The sequence below is a fragment of the Citrobacter sp. Cpo037 genome (assembly GCF_030332945.1).
Taxonomy (GTDB): Bacteria; Pseudomonadota; Gammaproteobacteria; order Enterobacterales; family Enterobacteriaceae; genus Citrobacter; species Citrobacter portucalensis.
The window spans coordinates 266031-287691 of the sequence record NZ_JAOWGW010000046.1; the positions used below are offsets into that span (position 1 = coordinate 266031).

The 21661-nt window shown below is 51.4% G+C and carries 23 protein-coding genes and 1 pseudogene; 12 read left to right on the forward strand and 12 right to left on the reverse strand.

The window, feature by feature from the left end; translation table 11 throughout:
• Positions 1-58: 58 nt before the first annotated feature.
• Positions 59-622, forward strand: coding sequence for a MarR family winged helix-turn-helix transcriptional regulator (locus tag OGX94_RS07240; RefSeq protein WP_003833252.1), 564 nt, complete (start codon positions 59-61; stop codon positions 620-622).
• Positions 623-659: 37 nt separating this feature from the next.
• Here OGX94_RS07240 and mppA read toward each other — a convergent pair whose 3' ends face one another.
• Positions 660-2273: a murein tripeptide ABC transporter substrate-binding protein MppA gene (gene mppA / locus OGX94_RS07245; protein WP_257661950.1), complete on the reverse strand. Its 1614-nt coding sequence runs from the start codon at positions 2271-2273 to the stop codon at positions 660-662.
• 184 nt (positions 2274-2457) lie between these two features.
• Between mppA and mpaA the strand changes: the two genes are divergently transcribed.
• Complete coding sequence (mpaA, locus tag OGX94_RS07250; RefSeq protein ID WP_003833255.1) at positions 2458-3186, forward strand: murein tripeptide amidase MpaA; 729 nt, start codon at positions 2458-2460, stop codon at positions 3184-3186.
• On the opposite strand, the gene ycjG is transcribed toward mpaA, so the two are convergent.
• On the reverse strand, positions 3161-4126 hold the full coding sequence (gene ycjG, locus OGX94_RS07255) for an L-Ala-D/L-Glu epimerase (protein WP_126317911.1): 966 nt from the start codon (positions 4124-4126) through the stop codon (positions 3161-3163). The genes mpaA and ycjG overlap by 26 nt on opposite strands.
• 115 nt (positions 4127-4241) lie before the next feature.
• Here ycjG and tpx point away from each other — a divergent pair, with 115 nt between their 5' ends.
• Positions 4242-4748, forward strand: a complete 507-nt coding sequence (gene tpx, locus OGX94_RS07260) for a thiol peroxidase (protein WP_003020437.1) — start codon at positions 4242-4244, stop codon at positions 4746-4748.
• A 53-nt stretch (positions 4749-4801) separates the two neighbouring features.
• Here the strand turns inward: tpx and tyrR are convergent, their stop codons facing one another.
• From tyrR to pspE, 4 genes are all read right to left on the reverse strand, one after another.
• The gene (gene tyrR / locus OGX94_RS07265; RefSeq protein WP_003833259.1) at positions 4802-6346 is read right to left on the reverse strand and encodes a transcriptional regulator TyrR; all 1545 of its coding nucleotides are present in this window, start codon (positions 6344-6346) and stop codon (positions 4802-4804) included.
• 147 nt (positions 6347-6493) lie between these two features.
• Positions 6494-7555 (reverse strand): YcjF family protein, encoded by a 1062-nt coding sequence (locus OGX94_RS07270; RefSeq protein ID WP_257661949.1) that lies wholly within the window; start codon positions 7553-7555, stop codon positions 6494-6496.
• The gene (locus OGX94_RS07275) at positions 7552-8949 is read right to left on the reverse strand and encodes a YcjX family GTP-binding protein (protein ID WP_003833262.1); all 1398 of its coding nucleotides are present in this window, start codon (positions 8947-8949) and stop codon (positions 7552-7554) included. The genes OGX94_RS07270 and OGX94_RS07275 overlap by 4 nt, the downstream gene beginning before the upstream one ends.
• 142 nt (positions 8950-9091) lie before the next feature.
• Entirely contained in the window at positions 9092-9409 is a 318-nt protein-coding gene (pspE, locus tag OGX94_RS07280) for a thiosulfate sulfurtransferase PspE (RefSeq protein ID WP_003833265.1), read from the reverse strand.
• Positions 9410-9564: 155 nt separating this feature from the next.
• Here pspE and OGX94_RS07285 point away from each other — a divergent pair.
• Positions 9565-9690 (forward strand): annotated as a pseudogene (locus OGX94_RS07285) (LacI family DNA-binding transcriptional regulator); the annotation flags it as partial.
• 165 nt (positions 9691-9855) lie between these two features.
• On the opposite strand, the gene pspD reads toward OGX94_RS07285, so the two are convergent.
• The 4 genes from pspD to pspA are packed head-to-tail and all read right to left on the reverse strand — an operon-like array spanning position 9856 to position 11401.
• Entirely contained in the window at positions 9856-10086 is a 231-nt protein-coding gene (pspD, locus tag OGX94_RS07290; RefSeq protein ID WP_003833267.1) for a phage shock protein PspD, read from the reverse strand.
• Between the two features lie 8 nt (positions 10087-10094).
• Entirely contained in the window at positions 10095-10454 is a 360-nt protein-coding gene (pspC, locus tag OGX94_RS07295; RefSeq protein WP_003020497.1) for an envelope stress response membrane protein PspC, read from the reverse strand.
• Positions 10454-10678 carry an envelope stress response membrane protein PspB gene (gene pspB / locus OGX94_RS07300; protein WP_003020509.1) on the reverse strand — a complete coding sequence of 75 codons (225 nt, stop codon included), beginning with the start codon at positions 10676-10678 and terminating at the stop codon, positions 10454-10456. The genes pspC and pspB overlap by 1 nt, the downstream gene beginning before the upstream one ends.
• Positions 10679-10732: 54 nt before the next feature.
• A complete protein-coding gene (gene pspA / locus OGX94_RS07305) occupies positions 10733-11401 on the reverse strand; it encodes a phage shock protein PspA (RefSeq protein ID WP_096890255.1) in 669 nt (222 codons plus the stop codon).
• Between the two features lie 155 nt (positions 11402-11556).
• Between pspA and pspF the strand changes: the two genes are divergently transcribed.
• A complete protein-coding gene (gene pspF, locus OGX94_RS07310) occupies positions 11557-12546 on the forward strand; it encodes a phage shock protein operon transcriptional activator (RefSeq protein ID WP_161495982.1) in 990 nt (329 codons plus the stop codon).
• A 94-nt stretch (positions 12547-12640) separates the two neighbouring features.
• Positions 12641-13285, forward strand: coding sequence for a quinolone resistance pentapeptide repeat protein QnrB9 (locus OGX94_RS07315; protein WP_004201260.1), 645 nt, complete (start codon positions 12641-12643; stop codon positions 13283-13285).
• 41 nt (positions 13286-13326) lie between these two features.
• On the opposite strand, the gene OGX94_RS07320 is transcribed toward OGX94_RS07315, so the two are convergent.
• Positions 13327-13779, reverse strand: a complete 453-nt coding sequence (locus OGX94_RS07320; RefSeq protein WP_003833285.1) for an SgcJ/EcaC family oxidoreductase — start codon at positions 13777-13779, stop codon at positions 13327-13329.
• 533 nt (positions 13780-14312) lie between these two features.
• On the opposite strand from OGX94_RS07320, the gene sapA reads away from it, so the two are divergent.
• The 5 genes from sapA to sapF are packed head-to-tail and all read left to right on the forward strand — an operon-like array spanning position 14313 to position 19595.
• Positions 14313-15956 carry an ABC transporter substrate-binding protein SapA gene (sapA, locus tag OGX94_RS07325; RefSeq protein WP_003833288.1) on the forward strand — a complete coding sequence of 548 codons (1644 nt, stop codon included), beginning with the start codon at positions 14313-14315 and terminating at the stop codon, positions 15954-15956.
• Entirely contained in the window at positions 15953-16918 is a 966-nt protein-coding gene (gene sapB / locus OGX94_RS07330) for a peptide ABC transporter permease SapB (RefSeq protein ID WP_003020545.1), read from the forward strand. The genes sapA and sapB overlap by 4 nt, the downstream gene beginning before the upstream one ends.
• Entirely contained in the window at positions 16905-17795 is an 891-nt protein-coding gene (sapC, locus tag OGX94_RS07335) for a peptide ABC transporter permease SapC (protein ID WP_003833291.1), read from the forward strand. The genes sapB and sapC overlap by 14 nt, the downstream gene beginning before the upstream one ends.
• The gene (sapD, locus tag OGX94_RS07340) at positions 17795-18787 is read left to right on the forward strand and encodes a peptide ABC transporter ATP-binding protein SapD (RefSeq protein WP_003020556.1); all 993 of its coding nucleotides are present in this window, start codon (positions 17795-17797) and stop codon (positions 18785-18787) included. Before sapC ends, sapD begins: the two co-directional genes overlap by 1 nt.
• Position 18788: 1 nt before the next feature.
• Positions 18789-19595: a peptide ABC transporter ATP-binding protein SapF gene (sapF, locus tag OGX94_RS07345; RefSeq protein ID WP_003020558.1), complete on the forward strand. Its 807-nt coding sequence runs from the start codon at positions 18789-18791 to the stop codon at positions 19593-19595.
• Between the two features lie 38 nt (positions 19596-19633).
• Here the strand turns inward: sapF and OGX94_RS07350 are convergent, their stop codons facing one another.
• Positions 19634-20326, reverse strand: a complete 693-nt coding sequence (locus tag OGX94_RS07350; RefSeq protein ID WP_003833297.1) for an EAL domain-containing protein — start codon at positions 20324-20326, stop codon at positions 19634-19636.
• A 442-nt stretch (positions 20327-20768) separates the two neighbouring features.
• On the opposite strand from OGX94_RS07350, the gene fabI reads away from it, so the two are divergent.
• On the forward strand, positions 20769-21557 hold the full coding sequence (fabI, locus tag OGX94_RS07355; protein WP_003833299.1) for an enoyl-ACP reductase FabI: 789 nt from the start codon (positions 20769-20771) through the stop codon (positions 21555-21557).
• Positions 21558-21661: the final 104 nt, after the last annotated feature.

A 21661-nucleotide genomic window follows, 5' to 3' on the forward strand; every position in this document is an offset into this window, starting at 1 on the left:
CTTTTATCCTTTGTCAATATAGTTTTTAATCGATACTATATGCCGAGGAGGATTTGTTATGCCCGACATGTCACTTTTCGACGTACTTGACCGGCTGTCCAGCCTGACAAGGATGTGGTTTCGCCAGCACCCTTTACTGGCGGATCTCCAGCCAGTACAACTTAGCGCGTTAATGTATCTGGCCCGTTGCAACCGTTATTCCAATACGCCGCTTGGCGTGACAGACTACCTTGGTCTCACCAAAGGTACCGTGTCGCAATCGCTGAAGCTTTTGGAAAACAAAGGGTTGATTGTTCGCAAGCCGGATGACCGTGATAAACGTAGCGTCCATCTACACTTAAGTGAGTCGGCCAATACCTTACTTGAAGCCCTGCTGCCCCCCACGTTTTTAGTAGAGGGTGAATCGGCAATGGGTGAACGGGCGATCGTGCTCAGAGAGCTGCTGTTAGAACTGTTACGTGGGATCCAGAGAACCAACAATGTGCCTGGCTTTGGTCTTTGCCATAGCTGTCGGTTCCACCAAAAAATTGATGGTCAGGGATTTTGTAATCTGACGAAAGAGAGATTGAGTGAAGAAGATTCATTGCTGATTTGCCGGGAGCATCAGCCGCCGGAAACATAAAATGGCTGATGCAAAATCACACCAGCCATTATCTCTGTTAGTGCTTAACGATATACATTGTGCGGCTATAGGCCACATCTTCAGGGTTAGTAATCGGATATCCTTTCAACCACGGTTTAATTAAACGCCCGTTGGTATACTGATAAATCGGCGCAATAGGTGCCTGTTCCATCAGAATTTTCTCCGCGGCGTTATAATCGGCATTGCGCGCTTTCTCTGTATTCTCCAGAGTTGCCTGGGTCAACACTTTGTCGTACGCCGGATCATTAAAGCGGGAGATATTGCCCGTATGGGTCGATGTTAATAGCGACAAGAACGTAGAAGGCTCATTGTAGTCACCCACCCACGAGGCGCGGATCACATCAAAATTACCGGTATTACGGCTGTCGATATACGTTTTCCATTCCTGGTTCTGCAGTTTTACGTCAACACCGAGGTTCTTCTTCCACATAGAAGCCACTGCGATAGCAATCTTCTGATGATTTTCTGAGGTGTTGTACAGCAGCGTCAGTTTAAGCGGTTTCTGCGGGCCATAGCCCGCCGCGCGCAGCAGCGTTTTCGCCTGCGCGTTCAGCTCTTCCTGACTCATTTGCTCAAACGGTGAAGGTTCCGGCACAAATCCTGCCGTTACATCCGGCGTAAAATGCCATGCTGGTTTCTCACCGGTACCCAAAACTTTATCCGCCATCAGACGACGATCGATAGTCATGCTGAGCGCCAGGCGCACGCGTGAGTCGGCAGTCGGTCCCTTCTGGGTATTGAAGGCATAATAATAAGTACCAAGCTGCGGCGGGGTGTAAACCTGACCCGGGATATCCTTCAACAGTTTCTGGTACATATTTTTCGGGAAGGACTCGGTAATATCAATATCACCAGCAAGATAGCGCTTGGTCGCAGCTGATTCCTGGTTGATCGGCAGGAAGGTGACTTTTTGCAGCACTGTTTTGGCGTTGTCCCAATAATGCGTGTTCGGCACCACTTCCAGTTTTTCGTTTACGACGCGATCTTTGAGCACATAGGCGCCGTTACCAATCAGATTGCCTGGTTTGGTCCACTCTTTGCCGCTCTCAACGTTGGCTTTTTGTACCGGATAGAATGCAAAACTCGCCGTCAGATTGGCAAACCAGGGCAGCGGTTTATCCAGTTGAACTTTCAATGTCCGTGCATCGACAGCACTAACGCCAAGTTTATCAGGTGTGGCTTTGCCATCGATAATAGCCTGAGCATTATTAATACCCGCCAGCGCAGCAAACCAGGCAAACGGCGACAGCGTTTTTGGATCAACCAGACGCTGCCAGCTATAGACAAAATCCTGCGCCGTTACTGGCGTACCATCCGCCCATCGCGCATTGTCGCGCAGCGTAAACGTCCAGATGCGGTTATCGTTACTCTTCCATTGGGTAGCGACGCCAGGCACGATCTCACCCTTCTCATTCTGGTTGACCAGCCCTTCAAATAGATCACGAATCACCTGTATTTCAGGCAGCCCAACGGCTTTTGCCGGATCAAGCGACGCCGGTTCGTCTTTTATATGACGCACCAGTTCTTGTTTCTCTGCCAGTACCGTTCCGCTGGGAACATCAGCAGCCCAGGATAAAGAAATGCTGCTAACCAACAACGCACAACAGGTTACTGAAACAGAATGCTGCATAAGGTACCCTCAATTCCGGCTACTAAGTGAATGTGTAATTATTTGTATCGCCAGCAGGAAATGCAATTAACTTCCGACAAGAAAGTGATATTACACCTGAAAAGATAAGTGTGTGAAAACGATTTGATTATCCATACATTTTGCACAACACTGCGAGTAACAATCCAAGCATTCAGAGATGACTATGACCGTTACCCGTCCCCGTGCCGAGCGCGGCGCATTCCCACCTGGAACCGAACATTACGGACGCTCCTTGTTAGGCGCACCGCTAATCTGGTTTCCTGCACTGGCAGCCGATCGTGAAAGCGGCCTGATACTGGCGGGAACGCACGGCGACGAAAACTCCTCGGTCGTTACCCTTTCCTGCGCATTGCGTACGCTTAACCCTTCCCTGCGTCGCCACCATGTGGTGCTGGCCGTAAACCCTGACGGTTGCCAGCTTGGGCTGCGCGCAAATGCGAACGGCGTCGATCTGAACCGTAATTTTCCCGCCGCAAACTGGAGAGCGGGCGAAACGGTGTATCGCTGGAACAGTAGTGCAGAAGAGCGTGATGTGGTGTTGTTGACCGGCGAAAGTCCGGGTTCGGAACCAGAAACCCAGGCGTTGTGTCAGCTTATTCACCGAATTCATCCCGCCTGGGTAGTCTCTTTCCACGATCCACTGGCCTGTATTGAAGATCCCAGAAGCAGCGAGCTGGGTTCGTGGCTGGCACAGTCGTTTGAATTGCCTCTGGTCACCAGCGTAGGTTATGAAACGCCCGGCTCTTTTGGGAGCTGGTGCGCAGATCTGAATTTACACTGCATAACCGCCGAATTTCCGCCCATTTCATCGGATGAAGCGAGCGAAAAATACCTGCTGGCCATGTCCAATCTGCTGCGCTGGCACCCTAGAGATGGAGCTGCCCGGTCGTAAAATGCAGGGCTGGCTCCGCATCGCTGGCCAGCCAGGTCGGGCCATCAAGATCGGCAAAGTTAACCTGCGGCGTAAGCGGCAACGCCGCACCGATCGCCCGGGAGGTACACAGCATGCAGCCCAGCATCAGCGCAAATCCCTGCTCGCGGGCTTCCGTTGCCAGCGCCAGTGCTTCCGTCAGACCGCCTGTTTTGTCCAGTTTGATATTGACCATTTCATAGCGTCCGTGCAGCGCTTTCAGGCTACTGCGAGTGTGGCAACTTTCATCTGCGCAGATGGGCAGCGGATGCACAAAATTCTCCAGCGCGGCATCATCCTGAGCCGGCAGCGGCTGCTCCAGCATCGCCACCCCTAGATCAGCCAACAGCTGACAGCGTGCCGCAAGGCCTTCTGCCCGCCAGGATTCGTTGGCGTCGACAATAATCGTGGCGTCAGGAACAGCCGCACGAATGGCAACCATCCGCTCACTAATCAAGCGAGCATCCAGTTTAACTTTCAGCAGTCTCGCACCATTTCCCCACAGCGCAGCCGCGCTCGCGGCCATTTGTTCCGGCGAGCCAATCACCACGGTTTGCGCCGTCGTCACCACTTCCGCCAGTTCACTTCCCACCAATTCCGCCAGCGACGTCTGCTGTTGACGCGCACTCAGATCCCACAACGCACAATCTACGGCATTTCGCGCAGCCCCTGCTGGCAGCAGCTTTTGCAGCTCTTCACGCGTCAGTCCGTTTTCCAGTTGTGGCGCAATGCTCATAATTTGCGCCAGGACAGAGGCATCGCTTTCACCGTAGCGCGGGTACGGTGTGCACTCGCCAATACCTGTGACGCCATTTTCTGTCAATTCGACGACAACCACATGCGCTTCGGTCCTGCTCCCACGGGCGATGACAAAGGGAGTGTGCAGCGGCCAGGCTTCCTCATATACCTTAACTGTTCTCATTTGTTTTCCTTAATGCAGTCCCTGAAGCGGATATCCGCAAATAGCGTTTGCCGTGTTAACTGTTGATGGCATAAACTAGCCTCGACGTTAACTATATGTAAACAGGAAGATAACCATGTCACAAACCGTTCATTTCCAGGGCAACCCGGTTGCAGTTGCCGGCTCCATTCCTCAGGCTGGAAGCAAAGCTCAGGCTTTTACCCTTGTGGCTAAAGACCTGTCTGACGTTACGCTGGGCCAGTTTGCAGGCAAGCGCAAAGTGCTGAATATTTTCCCAAGCATCGATACTGGCGTTTGCGCGGCATCGGTACGTAAGTTTAACCAACTGGCGACAGAAATCGACAATACCGTCGTACTGTGTATTTCGGCCGACCTGCCATTCGCCCACTCTCGTTTTTGCGGCGCGGAAGGTCTGAGCAACGTTATCACGCTGTCCACCCTGCGCAACGCAGAATTCCTGAAAAACTACGGTGTTGAAATCGCTGAAGGCCCGCTGAAAGGTCTGGCCGCACGTGCCGTAGTTGTTATCGATGAAAATGACAACGTCGTCTTCAGCCAACTGGTCAATGAAATCACCAACGAACCAGACTACACAGCGGCGCTGGACGTACTGAAAGCGTAAGCTGCGTTTGCATACAAAAATGCCTCCACATGGAGGCATTTTCATTTACGGCATTACTCTTCGCTTTTTTTCTGTTGGCTCAGGCCGTACTCGCGCAATTTATTGGCAATCGCGGTATGCGAAACGCCGAGGCGCTTGGCCAGCTTGCGCGTGCTGGGATAATTCATATACAGCTGCGTCAGCACGGAGCGTTCAAAGCGGCTGGTAATTTCATCCAGCGACCCTTCCATTACCTCTTCTCCGACCGCAACCGTTGCCGCATCATAATCCGGCAGCAAAATATCCTGTGGCCGCAGTTCATAGCCTTCAAGCTGGGTCAGCGCCCGGTAGATAGCATTTTTAAGCTGACGCACGTTGCCCGGCCAACCGTAACGGGTTAACACCGTGCTGAGATCGGCGGACAGCTTCGGACGCGGCACGCCCTGCTCATCGGCAAAACGCGCCACGAACAGTTCGGTGAGCGGCATAATATCTTGTGGGCAATCGCGCAGCGGCGGCAGGTTTAACGTCAGTACATTCAGACGATAATAGAGGTCTTCACGGAAAAGTCCTTTCTGCACCAGCTCCACAAGGTTCTTTTGCGTGGCGCAAATCACACGGACATCAACATGAACTTCGTGATCTTCTCCCACGCGACGGAACGTACCGTCATTGAGAAAACGCAGCAATTTGGTCTGCATACGCGGCGACATTTCGCCAATTTCATCTAACAGAACCGAACCGCCATTCGCCTGCTCAAAGAACCCTTTTTTACCTTCCGGCGCATGGCCAAACAGCTCGCTTTCAACCGCATCTTCAGGGATTGACGCACAGTTCAGCGCCAGATATGGTTTCGACGCACGCGGGCTTGCCAGATGGCAGGCATGAGCAAAGAGATCTTTGCCGGTGCCGGTATTACCAGTAATCAGTAGCGGCGCGCTCAGCGTCGCCAGCTTGCGCGCTTGCTCTACGACGTGTTTCATTTTGGTGCTGACGGCAATAATCTGGCTAAACGCACTGAGATCCTGCGTTGTCATATTTTGCAGCTGACGTCCCATTCGGATGGTGGAGCGCAACATCACCACCGCGCCGGTCAACATCTGCTCCTGATTTTCGCCCTGCAAATGGACGGGCGTAATTTCCATCAGGAAATTCTGCCCGTTAATCACGACATGTTCGCTATGGGAATCCTGCGGATTGCTTTCCAGCCAGCGCTGGAAGTTAAACCCATTGATTAACTGGGCTGCGGTATGGTTGCGCATCCGCTCCTGGGTGTGCGCAAAAAGTTGACAGCTCGCAGGGTTCGCCATCTCAACTTTGCTTTTCATATCAAGAGAAAGGACCGGCTCTGGCAACGCTTCAAGCAGCGCACTTAGTGCCAGATGTTCACGTTCGGAAGGCATCCATGGCACGGTACGCACATCCGTAACCCCTGAAATACGGCGAATTTCAGCCATCAGGCTGCTGAAGTTGGTGAACTCCAGCTCCGCAAAATTAAGGTAAATCCGCCCGATGGGGTCAATTTCGATGCCGCGTAAATCAATGCTTCTCAGCACCAGTAAATCGAGCAATTCGCGGGTCAGACCAAGACGGTCTTCACAAAAGACTTCCAAACGCATAGGAACCTTCATCAGGACAAGGGATTATGTAGTAAATGATAAGACAGTATTTGGTTCGCAGAAAGAACTCTGTCAACAAATATTGACAGCGCGCTGGAAAATTGGGCGCCGGGGCGTAAAGTTATACGATCGGCGCCTGTTTTTTAGCTAACTTTCGCGCGGAGATTTGTTTTTTTGTAAGGTCTCTTTCACCTGACCAATCAGTTGACGGCGAAAATCGCCCAGTCGTGGCTTATCATCATCGATCCACGGCAGCGGTCGGCAAAGTTCCATAGCTTTAATGCCCAGACGCGCCGTTAACAACCCCGCGCCAATGCCCTGTGCGGCACGCGTTGATAAGCGGGCGGCTAAATCCTGCGACATCCAGTCCATCCCTACTTCCCGCACCAGCTCACTGGCCCCGGCAAAAGCGATATTCAGCAGCACCAGGCGGAACAGACGCAGACGGCTGTAATAACCAAGTTCAATGCCATACAGCGATGCAATGCGATTAATCAGCCGTAGATTTCGCCAGGCGATAAACGCCATATCCACCAGCGCCAATGGGCTGACGGCAATCATCAGCGTGGACTCTGCCGCAGAACGGCTAATCTCACGCCGGGCTTGCGCATCCAGTACCGGCTGCACAAGATGGGCATACAGACTGACCACCTCGCGATCGTTCTGCGTTTCATGAATTGAGGCATACCAACGCTGCAATGCTGGATGCGACTGATCGATACCTGCCTGCTGCGCCAGTTTTTCACAAAATGCACGACCTTTTCCGGTTCCATGGCTGTGGAGCAAGTCTCGCGCTTCATCACGTTCGTGCGCGCGCTGACGCAATCGCCACAATCTGCGCCACTCGGTCGCCACCGATCCGACACCTGCGCCGATAATCAATGCGCCTGCGGCACATCCTCCCAGCGCGACCCAGTCCTGAGTCTGCCAGGCGTTCATGGTCCACTGCACACCCTGAGCAACAACGCTCACGCCAAACAGCGCCAGCCCGCCCATCACCATCTTGCGCCACAGACTGCGTTTGGGGCGTAAGGCCACATCAATGACGGCCTCCGCCTGACCTTCGTCTTCCAGGGGTTCATCCACTTTCGCCGGAGAAAAAGTCTGCGCCTCCGTTTCGTTGAACATTTGTTGTGCTTTAAACGCCGTGTTTTGTTCCACGTCCAGCGGACCTGAGAAATCGATACGCGGTTTTAACGGCTCGCTCATCGCAATTTATCTCCTATTAAAAACTCCAGCGCGGCATCGAGGCGGATATGTGGTAAGGGTTTATCGACATCCATAACCTGCGGGCGAAACGCCTCAAACTGAAAGCCCTGACTGTCCCAAAATGCCTGCCCAGGTAAACGCGCGGGCACTTCCCCCGGATAGACTGTCAGCGGTTCGCCATCGCTCAGACGATTACCACGCAACGCCGGGATCTTTTCACCTTTCACATCGATCAAGCCGCTGGTGGTTGCCTGCACCGATGCCAGCCCCAGACAATCCATGCTGATACCTTCGAACGCAGCGTTTTGCCATGCGTCCTGGATCAGCTGCTGCAATAACGACACCATATTGGCGTGCTGATCCACCGTGACGTGGTCGGCTTTGGTGGCGGCAAACAGCAGCTTGTCGATCACTGGAGAAAATAGCCGACGAAACAGCGTACGCTGCCCGTAATGGAAGCTTTGCATCAACTGAGTAAGCGCCAGGCGCATGTCGTTGAACGCCTGTGGCCCGCTGTTGAGCGGCTGCAGGCAATCGACCAGCACAATCTGGCGATCAAAGCGCAGGAAGTGATTCTTATAAAACCCTTTGACGACCTTTTCGCAGTAATAATTGAATCTTTCGCGCAACATGCCCGCGTTGGTGTGTTTGTCAGCCTGCGCCAGCTTTGATTCCCCCCAGGCATCGACATCCGGCCACGGGAAGAATTGCAGCGCAGGCGCGCCCGCCATATCCCCGGGCAGGACAAAACGGCCCGGTTGAATAAAATGTAGGCCCTGCTGTTTACACTGATGCAGATACTCCGTCCAGGCGGCAGCAATTTCCGCCAGACGGTTTTCATCAGCAGGCGCCAACGGATCCAGCCCCTGGCATAACTGCCGCCATTTTGCCGACCATTCGCCCCGCTGCCCCTGCAATAATCCGGTCATTTGCCGCGACCAGCTCAGATAATCCTGGGCAAGCATCGGTAAATCGAGCAGCCACTCCCCCGGATAATCGACGATCTCCAGGTACAGCGTGGAGGTGTCTTTAAAGTGGCGCAGTAAAGAGTCATTGGATTTATAGCGTAGCGCCAGACGTATTTCACTCACGCCGCGCGTAGGGGTCGGCCAGGTCGGCGGAGAGCCGTACAGCTGAGCCAGTCCCTCATCATAGGTAAAGCGCGGAATGCCAAAATCGCGTTGAGGAACCCGTTTCACGCCGAGCAAACGCTCTTCGCGCACGCAGCTGAGCAACGGCAGACGTGCACCGGCATGAATATTGAGTAACTGATTTACCATCGCGGTGATAAACGCCGTCTTACCGCTGCGGCTAAGTCCGGTGACAGCCAGGCGTAAATGCCGGTCTACGCCGCGATTAACCAGCGAATTGAGTTCATTTTTAAGTCGCTTCATCGCCATCCCGTTTTGCTGAAGGAACCGAAGAAATTATAACAAACAGGAAGTAAAGATAGGGGTCAATTCTTACTTATCAACTACCTGGGCAGTTCCTGGCGGCATTATTCTTACCGCCAGGAGCAGAAGAACTGCGTACGGATTATTTATTCTCTACTTTAGGAAGCGAGATCTGGTTGATGCCACCTTCATTCGTCACCTGCGTATAGCCCATTTCAGTCAACATATCCTTCGCTTGTCCCGATTGACGCCCGGAGTTGCAGTACAGCTTCACAGTGTCGTTCTTATCAGGAACTTCAGCTGCAATACGTGCCTTCATCTCTTTTAACGGAATATTGACGGCCCCCTGAATATGCTGCTGTTGATACTGTTCAGGAATGCGAACATCGATCCAATGTTCCGCAGCATAAACCGGCATGCCGATGGCCAGAGCCAACGCTAATACACCTTTTTTCAACATAATATCTTCCTGACTGATAGTTGGATTTACCTCTACACTATACGCCAGTTCTTAAGAAAATATTGCGACCGCATTATCACCGTCTGCAGGCGCGGACGATTGTTCCTCAGGTTACCCGTGCTGCAGTTAGCCTGTTGATTTTTCTACCCGCATTTGATGTTCCTACCCAACAATTAGGTGAGCAAAGCTATAATTTATTATTTAATCTGATTGCAGGTGAGAAAGGATTACAGAATATCACTATAGGAACACAAATATTGCTGACCGACTTCCTGATATAAAACCTGTGTATTAATGCCCTGCGAAATAGATTTTTTAGTTCACCTTCAATACCCGTGGTAACGACCCAAAAGAATTTTGACAGCCCCAAAATTATATTTGTGAGCTGCCGCAAATTAACTGAGGGAATGTTGATTAATTGTTGCTTGCTTTTGCTGATTCAAATATCAGGGTTGATTACCTGAATAACGTTTCGACAATTTTGCCGCAGCCCGACTCAACACCGGTTCCAGAACCAACGCCAGCAGCATTTTTAGCGGGCGTCGGGCGACGGACTTCACCGCCCACCCTGCTACACCCGCCGGGCCGTAGCGCAGCGCGGTCAGAAGCACCAGCTTACCTGCTATTTTAAAGCCCGGCTTAACCCTTTGCCCGGCACGTTGCCAGCGATTGTTCATTTCTGTCCTCACAATTGACGGAAGCGACTACGTAAGGAAAAAGTATCGGACGTCACATAACGCTCCATTTCACGTAAACGCTTTTCACTAGCCGCCAGCTCGCGATCGACGGCATCCAACAGCTCACCGCTTGATGGCTGCTGCTCGCCGGAAACCACATTGTCCGGCATCGGATCCAACACAAAGGTCAGCACGATGTAAGCGACGAAGGTGAAAAAGGCCAGGCCAAAAAAGACTGACAACACCACCAGGATCCGTACCAGCTTCACAGGCACATCGAGATAATGCGCAATCCCAGCGCAAACCCCCTTCACCATGCCCTGCTGCGGAATACGCCACAGTTTTTTGTTCAGGTTAACGCCTCCCATTAGCGGTCCCTCCAGTTTGGATGTTCAGCATCGAGGATGTCTTCCAGCGCCTGAATGCGCTCGCGCATCCGCTGTGCGTCATCGTTGAGTTCGACCAGACGTTGCTGTTCACTTTGCGACAGTTCGCCACGGCTGGAACGGTTGCTGTAATGCAGCCAGAGCCAAATCGGTAAAACGAACAACACAAAGATGGTTAACGGGATGGCCAGAAATAGCGCGCTCATGAGTACTCCTTACAGGTGATGAGCGGCGGCGCGTTCGGGCGCCGCCAGATGTTATTATTGCTTGTCTTGCTGCATTTTGGCTTTAAGTTGCGCCAGCTGCTCGCTGATTTCATCATCTGCTTTCAGGTCAGCAAATTGCTGATCCAGAGACTTCTGTTTACCGAAGTTATGGCTTTCAGCCTCGGCTTCCATCTGATCGATACGACGCTCGAAAGATTCAAAGCGCGCCATCGCTTCATCGAGTTTACCGCTGTCCAGTTGACGACGAACATCACGCGAAGAACTCGCTGCCTGATGACGCAGCATCAACGCCTGCTGACGAGCACGGGTTTCACTGAGTTTATTTTCCAGCTCACCGATCTCTTTTTTCATACGCGCCAGCGTATCGTCAACTAGCGTCACCTCATGATCCAGAGAGGCAATTAAATCGGTCAGTTTCTGCTTTTCAATTAACGCAGAACGCGCCAAATCTTCTTTCTCTTTACGCAGCGCAAGTTCTGCTTTTTCCTGCCACTCTGCCTGTTGGGCACTGGCCTGTTCGATACGGCGAGATAATTGTTTCTTTTCTGCCAGCGCACGCGCTGAGTTAGAACGTACCTCAACCAGCGTGTCTTCCATTTCCTGGATCATCAACCGCACCAGTTTCTGCGGATCTTCAGCCTTTTCCAGCAACGCATTAATGTTGGCGTTCACGATGTCGGCAAAACGAGAAAAAATACCCATAATGTAATCCTCACTTACTGTTCTGATATCGGGCTATGCCCTGCTGTTTTCATAATGCACTTGGCGTGCCAACTTTTTATGTAATTGATTTTATTGTAATTATATAATTTTACCTGCCAGGCTAATTAGCGTAAATTGGTGAATAACACTAACAAATGGTGAATTTCATCATGGCTGGATACAAAGATAATCTTCTGGGTGAAGCGAACAGCTTTATTGAAGTGCTGGAGCAGGTTTCTCATCTGGCACCGCTGGATAAACCTGTACTGGTTATAGGTGAGCGCGGGACCGGGAAAGAACTTATTGCCAACCGCCTGCACTACCTCTCCACCCGCTGGCAAGGCCCGTTTATTTCGCTTAACTGCGCGGCGCTAAACGAAAATTTGCTTGATTCCGAACTGTTTGGTCACGAAGCGGGTGCCTTTACCGGCGCGCAAAAACGCCATCCGGGACGTTTCGAACGCGCCGACGGCGGTACGCTGTTTCTCGATGAACTGGCAACCGCCCCGATGTTGGTACAGGAAAAATTACTGCGGGTTATTGAATATGGCGAGCTGGAGCGCGTTGGTGGCAGCCAGCCGTTGCAAGTTAACGTACGACTTGTTTGTGCGACCAATGCCGACTTACCTCGTATGGTTAGCGAAGGCACTTTCCGCGCGGACCTGCTGGATCGCCTGGCCTTTGACGTGGTGCAACTCCCACCGTTACGCGAGCGTCAAAGTGACATTATGTTAATGGCCGAACATTTTGCCATTCAGATGTGCCGCGAGATCGGGTTACCTCTGTTTCCGGGTTTTAGTGCCGAGGCCAGAGAAACGCTCCTCCACTACCGTTGGCCGGGCAATATTCGTGAACTGAAAAACGTCGTGGAGCGATCCGTTTACCGGCATGGAACCAGTGATTACCCGCTGGATGAGATAATCATTGACCCCTTCCGCCGCCACACTACGCAGCCGCAGGCGCCGGAAACTAAACCGATGTCTGTAGGGTTACCGCTGGATCTGCGTGAATTCCAGCAGCAGCAAGAGAAAGACTTTCTACAAACCAGCTTACAGCAGGCAAAATTTAACCAGAAAAAAGCCGCTGAATTACTGGGTCTGACTTACCATCAGCTTCGCGCTTTGCTGAAAAAGCACCAGATTTAAAGCACATTTGCAGATGTCATATTGGCGGATTTGACGCATAACCTCATCAGGGTTTACCATGACGCCATTACTGTATAAAAAAACAGGTACAAATATGGCTCTGGCACTCGTTGGCGAAAAAATTGACAGAAACCGCTTCACCGGTGAGAAAATTGAAAATAGTACATTTTTTAACTGTGATTTTTCAGGTGCCGACCTGAGTGGCACTGAATTTATCGGCTGTCAGTTCTATGATCGTGAAAGCCAGAAAGGGTGCAATTTTAGTCGTGCAATGCTGAAAGATGCCATTTTTAAAAGCTGTGATTTATCCATGGCGGATTTTCGCAATGCCAGTGCGCTGGGCATTGAAATTCGCCACTGCCGCGCACAAGGCGCAGATTTCCGCGGCGCAAGCTTTATGAATATGATCACTACACGCACCTGGTTTTGCAGCGCATATATCACTAACACAAATCTAAGCTACGCCAATTTTTCGAAAGTCGTGCTGGAAAAGTGTGAGCTGTGGGAAAACCGTTGGATGGGTGCCCAGGTACTGGGCGCGACGTTCAGTGGTTCAGATCTCTCCGGCGGCGAGTTTTCGACTTTCGACTGGCGAGCAGCAAACTTCACACATTGCGATCTGACCAATTCGGAGTTGGGTGACTTAGATATTCGGGGCGTTGATTTACAAGGCGTTAAGTTGGACAACTACCAGGCATCGTTGCTCATGGAACGTCTTGGCATCGCGATTATTGGCTAGTCTTCAGGGAGCGGTGAATATTCCGCCCCCTGCACTGCTTTTTACCCCTCAGGCATCGCTGAAGAGTGGTGTGTGGAAATTTTCCACTCTTTACCGTCCCATGCATAAGTGAATGTGTAGCGGGCTGAAACCGTTGATTTGTCCGCGAAGGTAAATGTGTAGGTACCGGTGTCTATCGCCTTATTACACCCCAGGCGAATGGTACGCATGTCAATTTTCCCGGTCGGCTTTTTCGCAAGAAAATGCTCGAAATAATCAACACGCTCAGCGTCCGTTAAACGCGCTTTATTGGATACAGTAGGCAGCAATACCGCATCGCTAAGATAATTTTCAGATACCGTCTGCGCGTTACCTGTTTTCAATGACTCGTTCCACTTATCAAATAGCGCTTCGATTTGCGCTTTATTCACCTTCACACAGTCTGGAGTCGACGCAGCAAAAACGGCTCCAGGCAATAGGGCAAGTGAAACAACAAGGCTCAGTAATTTATTCATACAATTCATTCCATTAGAGGTTATATGGCAACAGAAAACCGTTCATAACCAGGATCAAAGCCAAAATGCATTTAATAACCAATGGAAATCATCACCATAAATGGGTGAGAAGATTAAGATGCCATGAAGAAAAAATGGAATTAACATATTGAAATAATTATAGATACTTTAGCTATTACAACTCACATAACGTGTACTACTTCCTGAATGATTATAGTTCAGCATTGATAGTGACACTCTAAATGCGCGCTCCACACTTCGTTATCGATGCCATACTCCATCTTCCGAGTACACACTGATATCAATCAGTAAACAACGACAGGAACGCCCCACGTTTATAGCAAGTCAGATGGGCCATGAAAATGCTAAGATAGTTAACAGAGAAGATTCAAAGTAGATAGCAGGTATGAATTTTGACCATGTCGCGGTGTTGAACTCGCGCTTATCGAGCCTGTTACTCCCAAAAACAAACGGTAATGGCAAATGTCATTAAGTATTAGTAAGATAGCCTCTTTATATAATCCATTAAAATTATGCGCCTGGTTTTATCATCTCTGATCGTGATGGCTGGATTTCTGAGTGGTCAGGCTGCTGCTGCGCCTGAGCAAGCTCCGCACGCTGATATCCGTGACAGTGGGTTTGTCTATTGCGTCAGCGGGCAGGTCAATACGTTCAACCCACAAAAAACGAGCAGCGGTCTCATCGTCGACACGTTAGCGGCCCAATTGTATGACCGACTGCTTGATGTAGATCCCTACACCTATCGGCTGGTGCCTGAGCTGGCTGAAAGCTGGGAAGTGCTGGATAACGGCGCAACCTACCGTTTCCATCTGCGTCGTGACGTTCAGTTTCAGAAGACTGCCTGGTTCACCCCCACCCGCAAACTAAATGCGGACGATGTGGTGTTTACCTTCGAGCGCATCTTTGATCGCCACCATCCGTGGCACAATGTGAACGGTAGCAGTTTCCCCTACTTCGACAGCCTGCAGTTTGCCGATAACGTCCAAAGCGTGCGCAAACTGGACAACAACACCGTTGAATTCCGCTTAACGCAACCGGATGCCTCCTTTATGTGGCACCTTGCCACACACTATGCCTCCGTAATGTCGGCCGAATATGCCGCTAATCTGGCAAAACAGGATCGCCAGGAGTTGCTCGACAGACAACCCGTCGGCACAGGCCCGTACCAGCTTTCGGAGAATCGTGCCGGCCAATATATTCGGTTGCAGCGACATGAAAAATTCTGGCGTGGTACCCCCCTGATGCCGCAGGTCGTAGTGGATCTCGGCTCTGGTGGAACCGGACGCTTATCGAAATTACTCACTGGCGAGTGCGACGTCCTGGCCTGGCCTGCCGCCAGCCAGCTCAGCATATTGCGTGATGACCCTCGCCTGCGTCTGACGCTGCGCCCGGGGATGAACATTGCCTATCTGGCGTTCAACACCAATAAACCGCCGTTGAATAACCCTGCCGTGCGGCATGCGCTGGCGCTGGCCATTAACAACCAGCGCTTAATGCAGTCTATCTACTACGGGACGGCAGAAACCGCGGCATCTATTTTGCCTCGCGCCTCGTGGGCTTATGATAACGAAGCTAAAATTACAGAATACAACCCGGCAAAATCGCGCGAGCAGCTAAAAGCGCTGGGGCTGGAGAATCTGACATTACAACTTTGGGTCCCTACCAGCTCTCAGGCCTGGAACCCCAGTCCGCTGAAAACCGCCGAGTTGATTCAGGCAGATATGGCTCAGGTGGGTGTGAAAGTGAAGATCATCCCGGTAGAAGGTCGTTTTCAGGAGGCGAGATTAATGGATATGAACCATGATCTGACGTTATCCGGCTGGGCGACGGACAGTAACGATCCTGACAGTTTTTTCCGGCCGTTGCTCAGCTGTGCCGCCATCAATTCGCAGACCAACTTTGCCCACTGGTGTAATCCGCAGTTTGACAGCATTCTGCGCAAGGCCCTCTCTTCGCAGCAGCTTTCATCGCGAATAGATGCCTATGACGAAGCGCAAAATATTCTTGCACAAGAGTTACCTATTCTGCCGTTGGCCTCTTCACTGCGTCTACAGGCTTATCGCTACGACATCAAAGGATTGGTGCTCAGTCCATTCGGTAATGCCTCTTTTGCCGGCGTGTCCAGGGAAAAGAAAGATGAGGTGAAAAAACCATGATTATCTTCACCTTGCGTCGATTTTTATTGCTACTGGTAACCCTGTTCTTCCTGACCTTTATTGGCTTCAGCCTGAGCTACTTCACGCCTCATGCGCCGTTGCAGGGTGCATCGCTGTGGAACGCCTGGGTATTCTGGTTCAATGGTCTCATCCACTGGGATTTCGGCGTATCCAGTATTAACGGTCAGTTGATCTCAGAGCAGCTGAAAGAGGTGTTCCCGGCCACAATGGAACTGTGCATTCTTGCCTTTGGTTTTGCACTAATGGTTGGGATCCCCGTTGGTATGCTGGCCGGTATCACGCGGAACAAATGGCAGGACCGTTGCATCAGCGCATTGGCTCTGATGGGGTTTTCTATCCCCGTTTTTTGGCTGGCGCTGCTGCTAACATTGCTCTTCTCACTGACCCTCGGCTGGTTACCCGTTTCCGGGCGTTTTGATCTTCTCTACGAGGTGAAACCTGTTACCGGTTTTGCCATTATTGATGCGTGGATCTCCGACTCGCCCTGGCGCGATGAAATGCTGGTCAGCGCTATCCGTCATATGGTGCTCCCGGTGCTGACGCTCTCCGTTGCGCCCACCACCGAAGTCATCCGCCTGATGCGTATCAGCACCATTGAGGTCTTTGACCAGAACTACGTCAAAGCGGCGGCCACACGCGGTTTGTCACGATTAACGATTCTGCGTCGTCACGTCCTGCACAACGCTCTTCCACCGGTGATCCCGCGTCTGGGCTTACAGTTTTCCACCATGCTGACGCTGGCGATGATCACCGAGATGGTCTTTAGCTGGCCAGGTCTTGGCCGTTGGCTGATTAACGCGATTCGCCAGCAGGATTACGCGGCGATTTCAGCGGGCGTGATGGTGATTGGTTCACTGGTTATCATCGTTAACGTCATCTCTGATATTTTGGGTGCTATGGCTAACCCTCTGAAACATAAGGAATGGTATGCCTTACGATAGCGTCTATAGCGAAAAACGCCCGCCGGGTACGTTGCGCACCGCATGGCGCAATTTCTATGGTGATGCGACTGCGATGATCGGCCTGTACGGCTGTGCGGGACTGGCTATTCTGTGTATTTTTGGTGGTTGGTTTGCCCCTTACGGCATCGATCAGCAATTTCTCGGCTATCAGCTTTTACCGCCGTCATGGTCGCGCTATGGCGAAGTCTCATTCTTCCTCGGGACTGACGATCTGGGACGTGACGTTTTAAGTCGTCTGCTCAGCGGCGCGGCCCCGACCGTTGGCGGCGCGTTTGTCGTTACTCTTGCCGCCACGCTGTGTGGCCTGGTATTGGGCGTAGTTGCCGGTGCGACGCACGGATTGCGCTCTGCGGTGCTGAACCACATTCTGGACACCCTACTGTCGATCCCTTCTCTGCTGCTGGCGATTATTGTGGTGGCCTTTGCCGGGCCGCATCTGACACACGCCATGTTTGCCGTCTGGCTGGCGCTGCTGCCGCGCATGGTGCGCTCCGTTTACAGCATGGTGCATGACGAGCTGGAGAAAGAGTACGTCATTGCCGCTCGCCTGGACGGTGCAACCACACTGAATATTCTGTGGTTCGCCGTTCTGCCCAATATCACCGCTGGCCTTATTACTGAAATCACCCGCGCACTGTCGATGGCGATTCTGGATATCGCCGCGCTGGGTTTTCTCGACCTTGGCGCACAGCTGCCGTCCCCGGAATGGGGAGCCATGCTCGGCGACGCGCTGGAGCTGATTTATGTCGCACCTTGGACGGTGATGCTACCAGGCGCGGCAATTATGATAAGCGTGTTGCTGGTTAACCTACTGGGTGACGGCGTGCGCCGCGCAATTATTGCGGGGGTGGAGTAATGCCATTACTGGATATCCGCAACCTAACCATTGAATTCAGGACCGGTGACGACTGGGTAAAGGCTGTTGATCGTGTCAGCATGACATTGAATGAGGGTGAAATCCGCGGGCTCGTCGGCGAATCTGGATCCGGCAAGAGTCTGATCGCTAAGGCCATTTGCGGTGTCGCTAAAGATAACTGGCGCGTAACCGCAGACCGTATGCGTTTTGATGATATCGATCTGCTACGCCTTTCCGCGCGTGAACGACGCAAACTGGTCGGTCATAACGTCTCCATGATCTTTCAGGAGCCGCAGTCATGTCTCGATCCGTCCGAGCGTATCGGACGTCAACTGATGCAAAATATTCCGGCATGGACCTACAAAGGTCGCTGGTGGCAGCGCATCGGTTGGCGCAAACGCCGTGCGATTGAACTCTTGCACCGCGTCGGGATAAAAGACCATAAAGATGCCATGCGCAGCTTCCCATATGAGCTGACCGATGGCGAATGCCAGAAGGTCATGATCGCTATTGCATTAGCGAATCAGCCGCGTTTGCTGATTGCCGATGAACCAACGAACGCGATGGAGCCAACCACCCAGGCGCAAATTTTCCGTCTGCTAACCCGTCTGAATCAAAACAGCAATACCACCATTTTATTGATAAGCCATGACCTGCAAATGCTCAGCCAGTGGGCTGACAAAATCAACGTGATGTACTGCGGGCAAACGGTGGAAACCGCGCCAAGTAAAGATTTGGTCACCATTCCACATCATCCTTATACTCAAGCGTTGATTCGCGCTATTCCTGATTTTGGTAGCGCAATGCCGCACAAAAGCCGCCTGAATACCATGCCAGGAGCTATTCCATTGCTGGAACAATTACCCATCGGCTGTCGTCTGGGACCACGCTGCCCTTATGCACAACGCGAATGTATTGAAACCCCAAGACTGACCGGAGCAAAGAATCATCTCTACGCCTGTCATTTCCCGCTGAACATGGAGAGAGAGTGAGATGGTAGAAACCCTGCTCGAAGTTCGTAATCTAAGCAAAACCTTTCGCTACCGGACAGGTTTATTTCGCCGCCAGACCGTTGAGGCCGTTAAGCCCCTGAGTTTCACCCTGCGCGAACGTCAGACGCTCGCCGTCATTGGTGAAAACGGCTCGGGGAAGTCTACGCTGGCAAAAATGTTGGCGGGTATGATTGAACCCACCAGCGGTGAGCTGCTGATTGACGATCATCCGTTAAAATATGGCGATTATTCATTTCGTAGTCAGCGGATCCGTATGATTTTCCAGGATCCGTCAACATCGCTTAATCCGCGGCAACGTATCTCGCAGATCCTCGATTTTCCGCTACGTCTGAATACCGACCTCGAGCCTGAGCAGCGTCGTAAACAGATCGTGGAGACCATGCGCATGGTCGGATTGCTACCCGATCACGTAAGCTATTACCCACATATGTTGGCCCCAGGGCAAAAACAGCGTCTGGGCCTTGCCCGTGCGCTCATTTTACGCCCCAAAGTCATTATCGCCGACGAAGCCCTGGCCTCTCTGGACATGTCGATGCGTTCGCAGCTCATCAATCTGATGCTGGAATTGCAGGAAAAACAGGGAATTTCGTATATCTATGTGACCCAACATATTGGCATGATGAAGCACATCAGCGATCAGGTATTAGTCATGCATCAGGGCGAAGTGGTAGAACGCGGCAGTACAGCGGATGTTCTGGCGTCCCCTCTTCATGAGCTTACCCGCCGCCTGATTGCAGGTCATTTCGGCGAAGCGCTTACCGCTGATGCCTGGCGAAAAGATCGTTAACAAACGGCTGCCCTCCTCAACCGGGGGGCAATCTGCCATCAGTGACACAATGTGGGTAATAGCAGCGTATCAACTTCGGTAAACGCGACTGACGGGTAAAGGGCACCACCTTGCATTGCCCAGACACCTGCGGTACTGGCCTCGTCGATAAGTCGTACTGTTTCTACTCCCTTCACCACAACACGGTCGCAATATTCCCTGATATTTTTGATCAGCACCGGGAACATCGGTTTTTCTACCTGTTCCAGGAAGAAACCGCGATCCAGTTTCACAACGTCAAAATGACCGCAAACCAGTGGACTGGCCCCTACGCTGCCGGAGCCAAGATCGCCCAACCACAATGCGTTTGGGCCGTCGCGAAGTGAATTAATCAGCAGATTATTCAGGCACATGGTATTCGACAGAAAACGTTCTGAAAGTTCCAGTGCAATAAATGGTAGAGCATGTAAGGCCGACTTGATGGCTGGATCACCAATCGCCAGCAGTGCCATTTCGTCAATGAGGTTCAGGGTGCAAATAAGGCTGTTGTGCTCAAACCAGTCACGCTTTTCGGCAATTAATCGAATTTGCTCGAGCATGAAATTACGCTTTTGTTCGCTATCCCACGCTGAAATGATGAAATCTGGATGCAACGGGTGAACCGTATCTGAAGTAAACCGGGCGTTAATCTCCACACCCAGTAATTTATCTGTTGTGTCTCTCATCGGTTCCGCGATGAAATGATAGTGCATAAGACCACTCCAATTGATCATAACATCCTGATAATGCACTTCTAATCACAATCAATCAATAATATCGATCAATGATTCGATATTGATCGATAAAAACAATATATCATAACAAGCTGAATATTGTCACATTTATTGTTTTAAGAAAGTTCCTGCCTTGCTATGTTTATTAACATCAGCTAGCAATGAAATAATACCATTTCAATGCCTTTGAAACCTCGTATTTTCTCTGATTCACCGACGTTAGATGCCTGAACGAAGCACAAGCGGAGGGGGATGATATACTCCTCACATGTAATGACGTGACAGGTCACGTGAGGCGGATAACCATTCTCCAGGGAAAAAGCGTGGGATATAATTTCAGGCCAATTTCGAGTGTGTTTAATGCGTCAATCATAACTCATTGATTGATATAATATAAGTGTTAGCCAAAAGGATTAAAGCCATGGGTTTTTTATCAGGTAAGCGCATTCTGGTGACAGGCCTTGCCAGTAAATTGTCTATCGCATGGGGAATCGCTCAGGCGATGCATCGCGAAGGTGCCGAACTGGCGTTCACCTACCAGAACGACAAGCTGAAAGGTCGTGTGGAAGAATTTGCAGCGCAATTAGGCTCCAACATTGTTTTGCAGTGTGATGTGGCTGAAGATGCCAGCATTGACACCATGTTTGCTGAACTGAGCAAAGCCTGGCCGAAATTCGACGGTTTCGTACACTCCATCGGCTTCGCACCTGCTGACCAACTGGATGGCGATTATGTGAACGCAGTTACCCGCGAAGGATTTAAAATTGCGCATGACATTAGCGCTTATAGCTTTGTTGCGATGGCAAAAGCATGTCGTTCCATGCTAAACCCTGGCTCTGCGCTACTGACGTTGTCCTATCTGGGCGCAGAGCGTGCAATCCCTAACTATAACGTGATGGGCCTGGCGAAAGCCTCATTGGAAGCAAACGTCCGTTATATGGCTAACGCAATGGGGCCTGAAGGCGTACGCGTAAACGCAATTTCCGCAGGTCCAATCCGCACCCTCGCCGCTTCCGGTATCAAAGATTTCCGTAAAATGCTGGCCCATTGCGAAGCTGTTACGCCGATTCGCCGCACTGTTACCATTGAAGATGTGGGCAACTCTGCGGCATTCCTGTGTTCCGATCTTTCTGCCGGTATCTCTGGTGAAGTCGTACACGTTGACGGTGGTTTCAGCATCGCTGCAATGAATGAACTAGAACTGAAATAATCTTCCACTGTTCTCTGGGCGGCCCGCTGTCGCCCATGATGCTCGTTTTTAATTCCCCTCTACCCTGTCCCATATATGCTTTTCTGATATTTATTATCACGTAA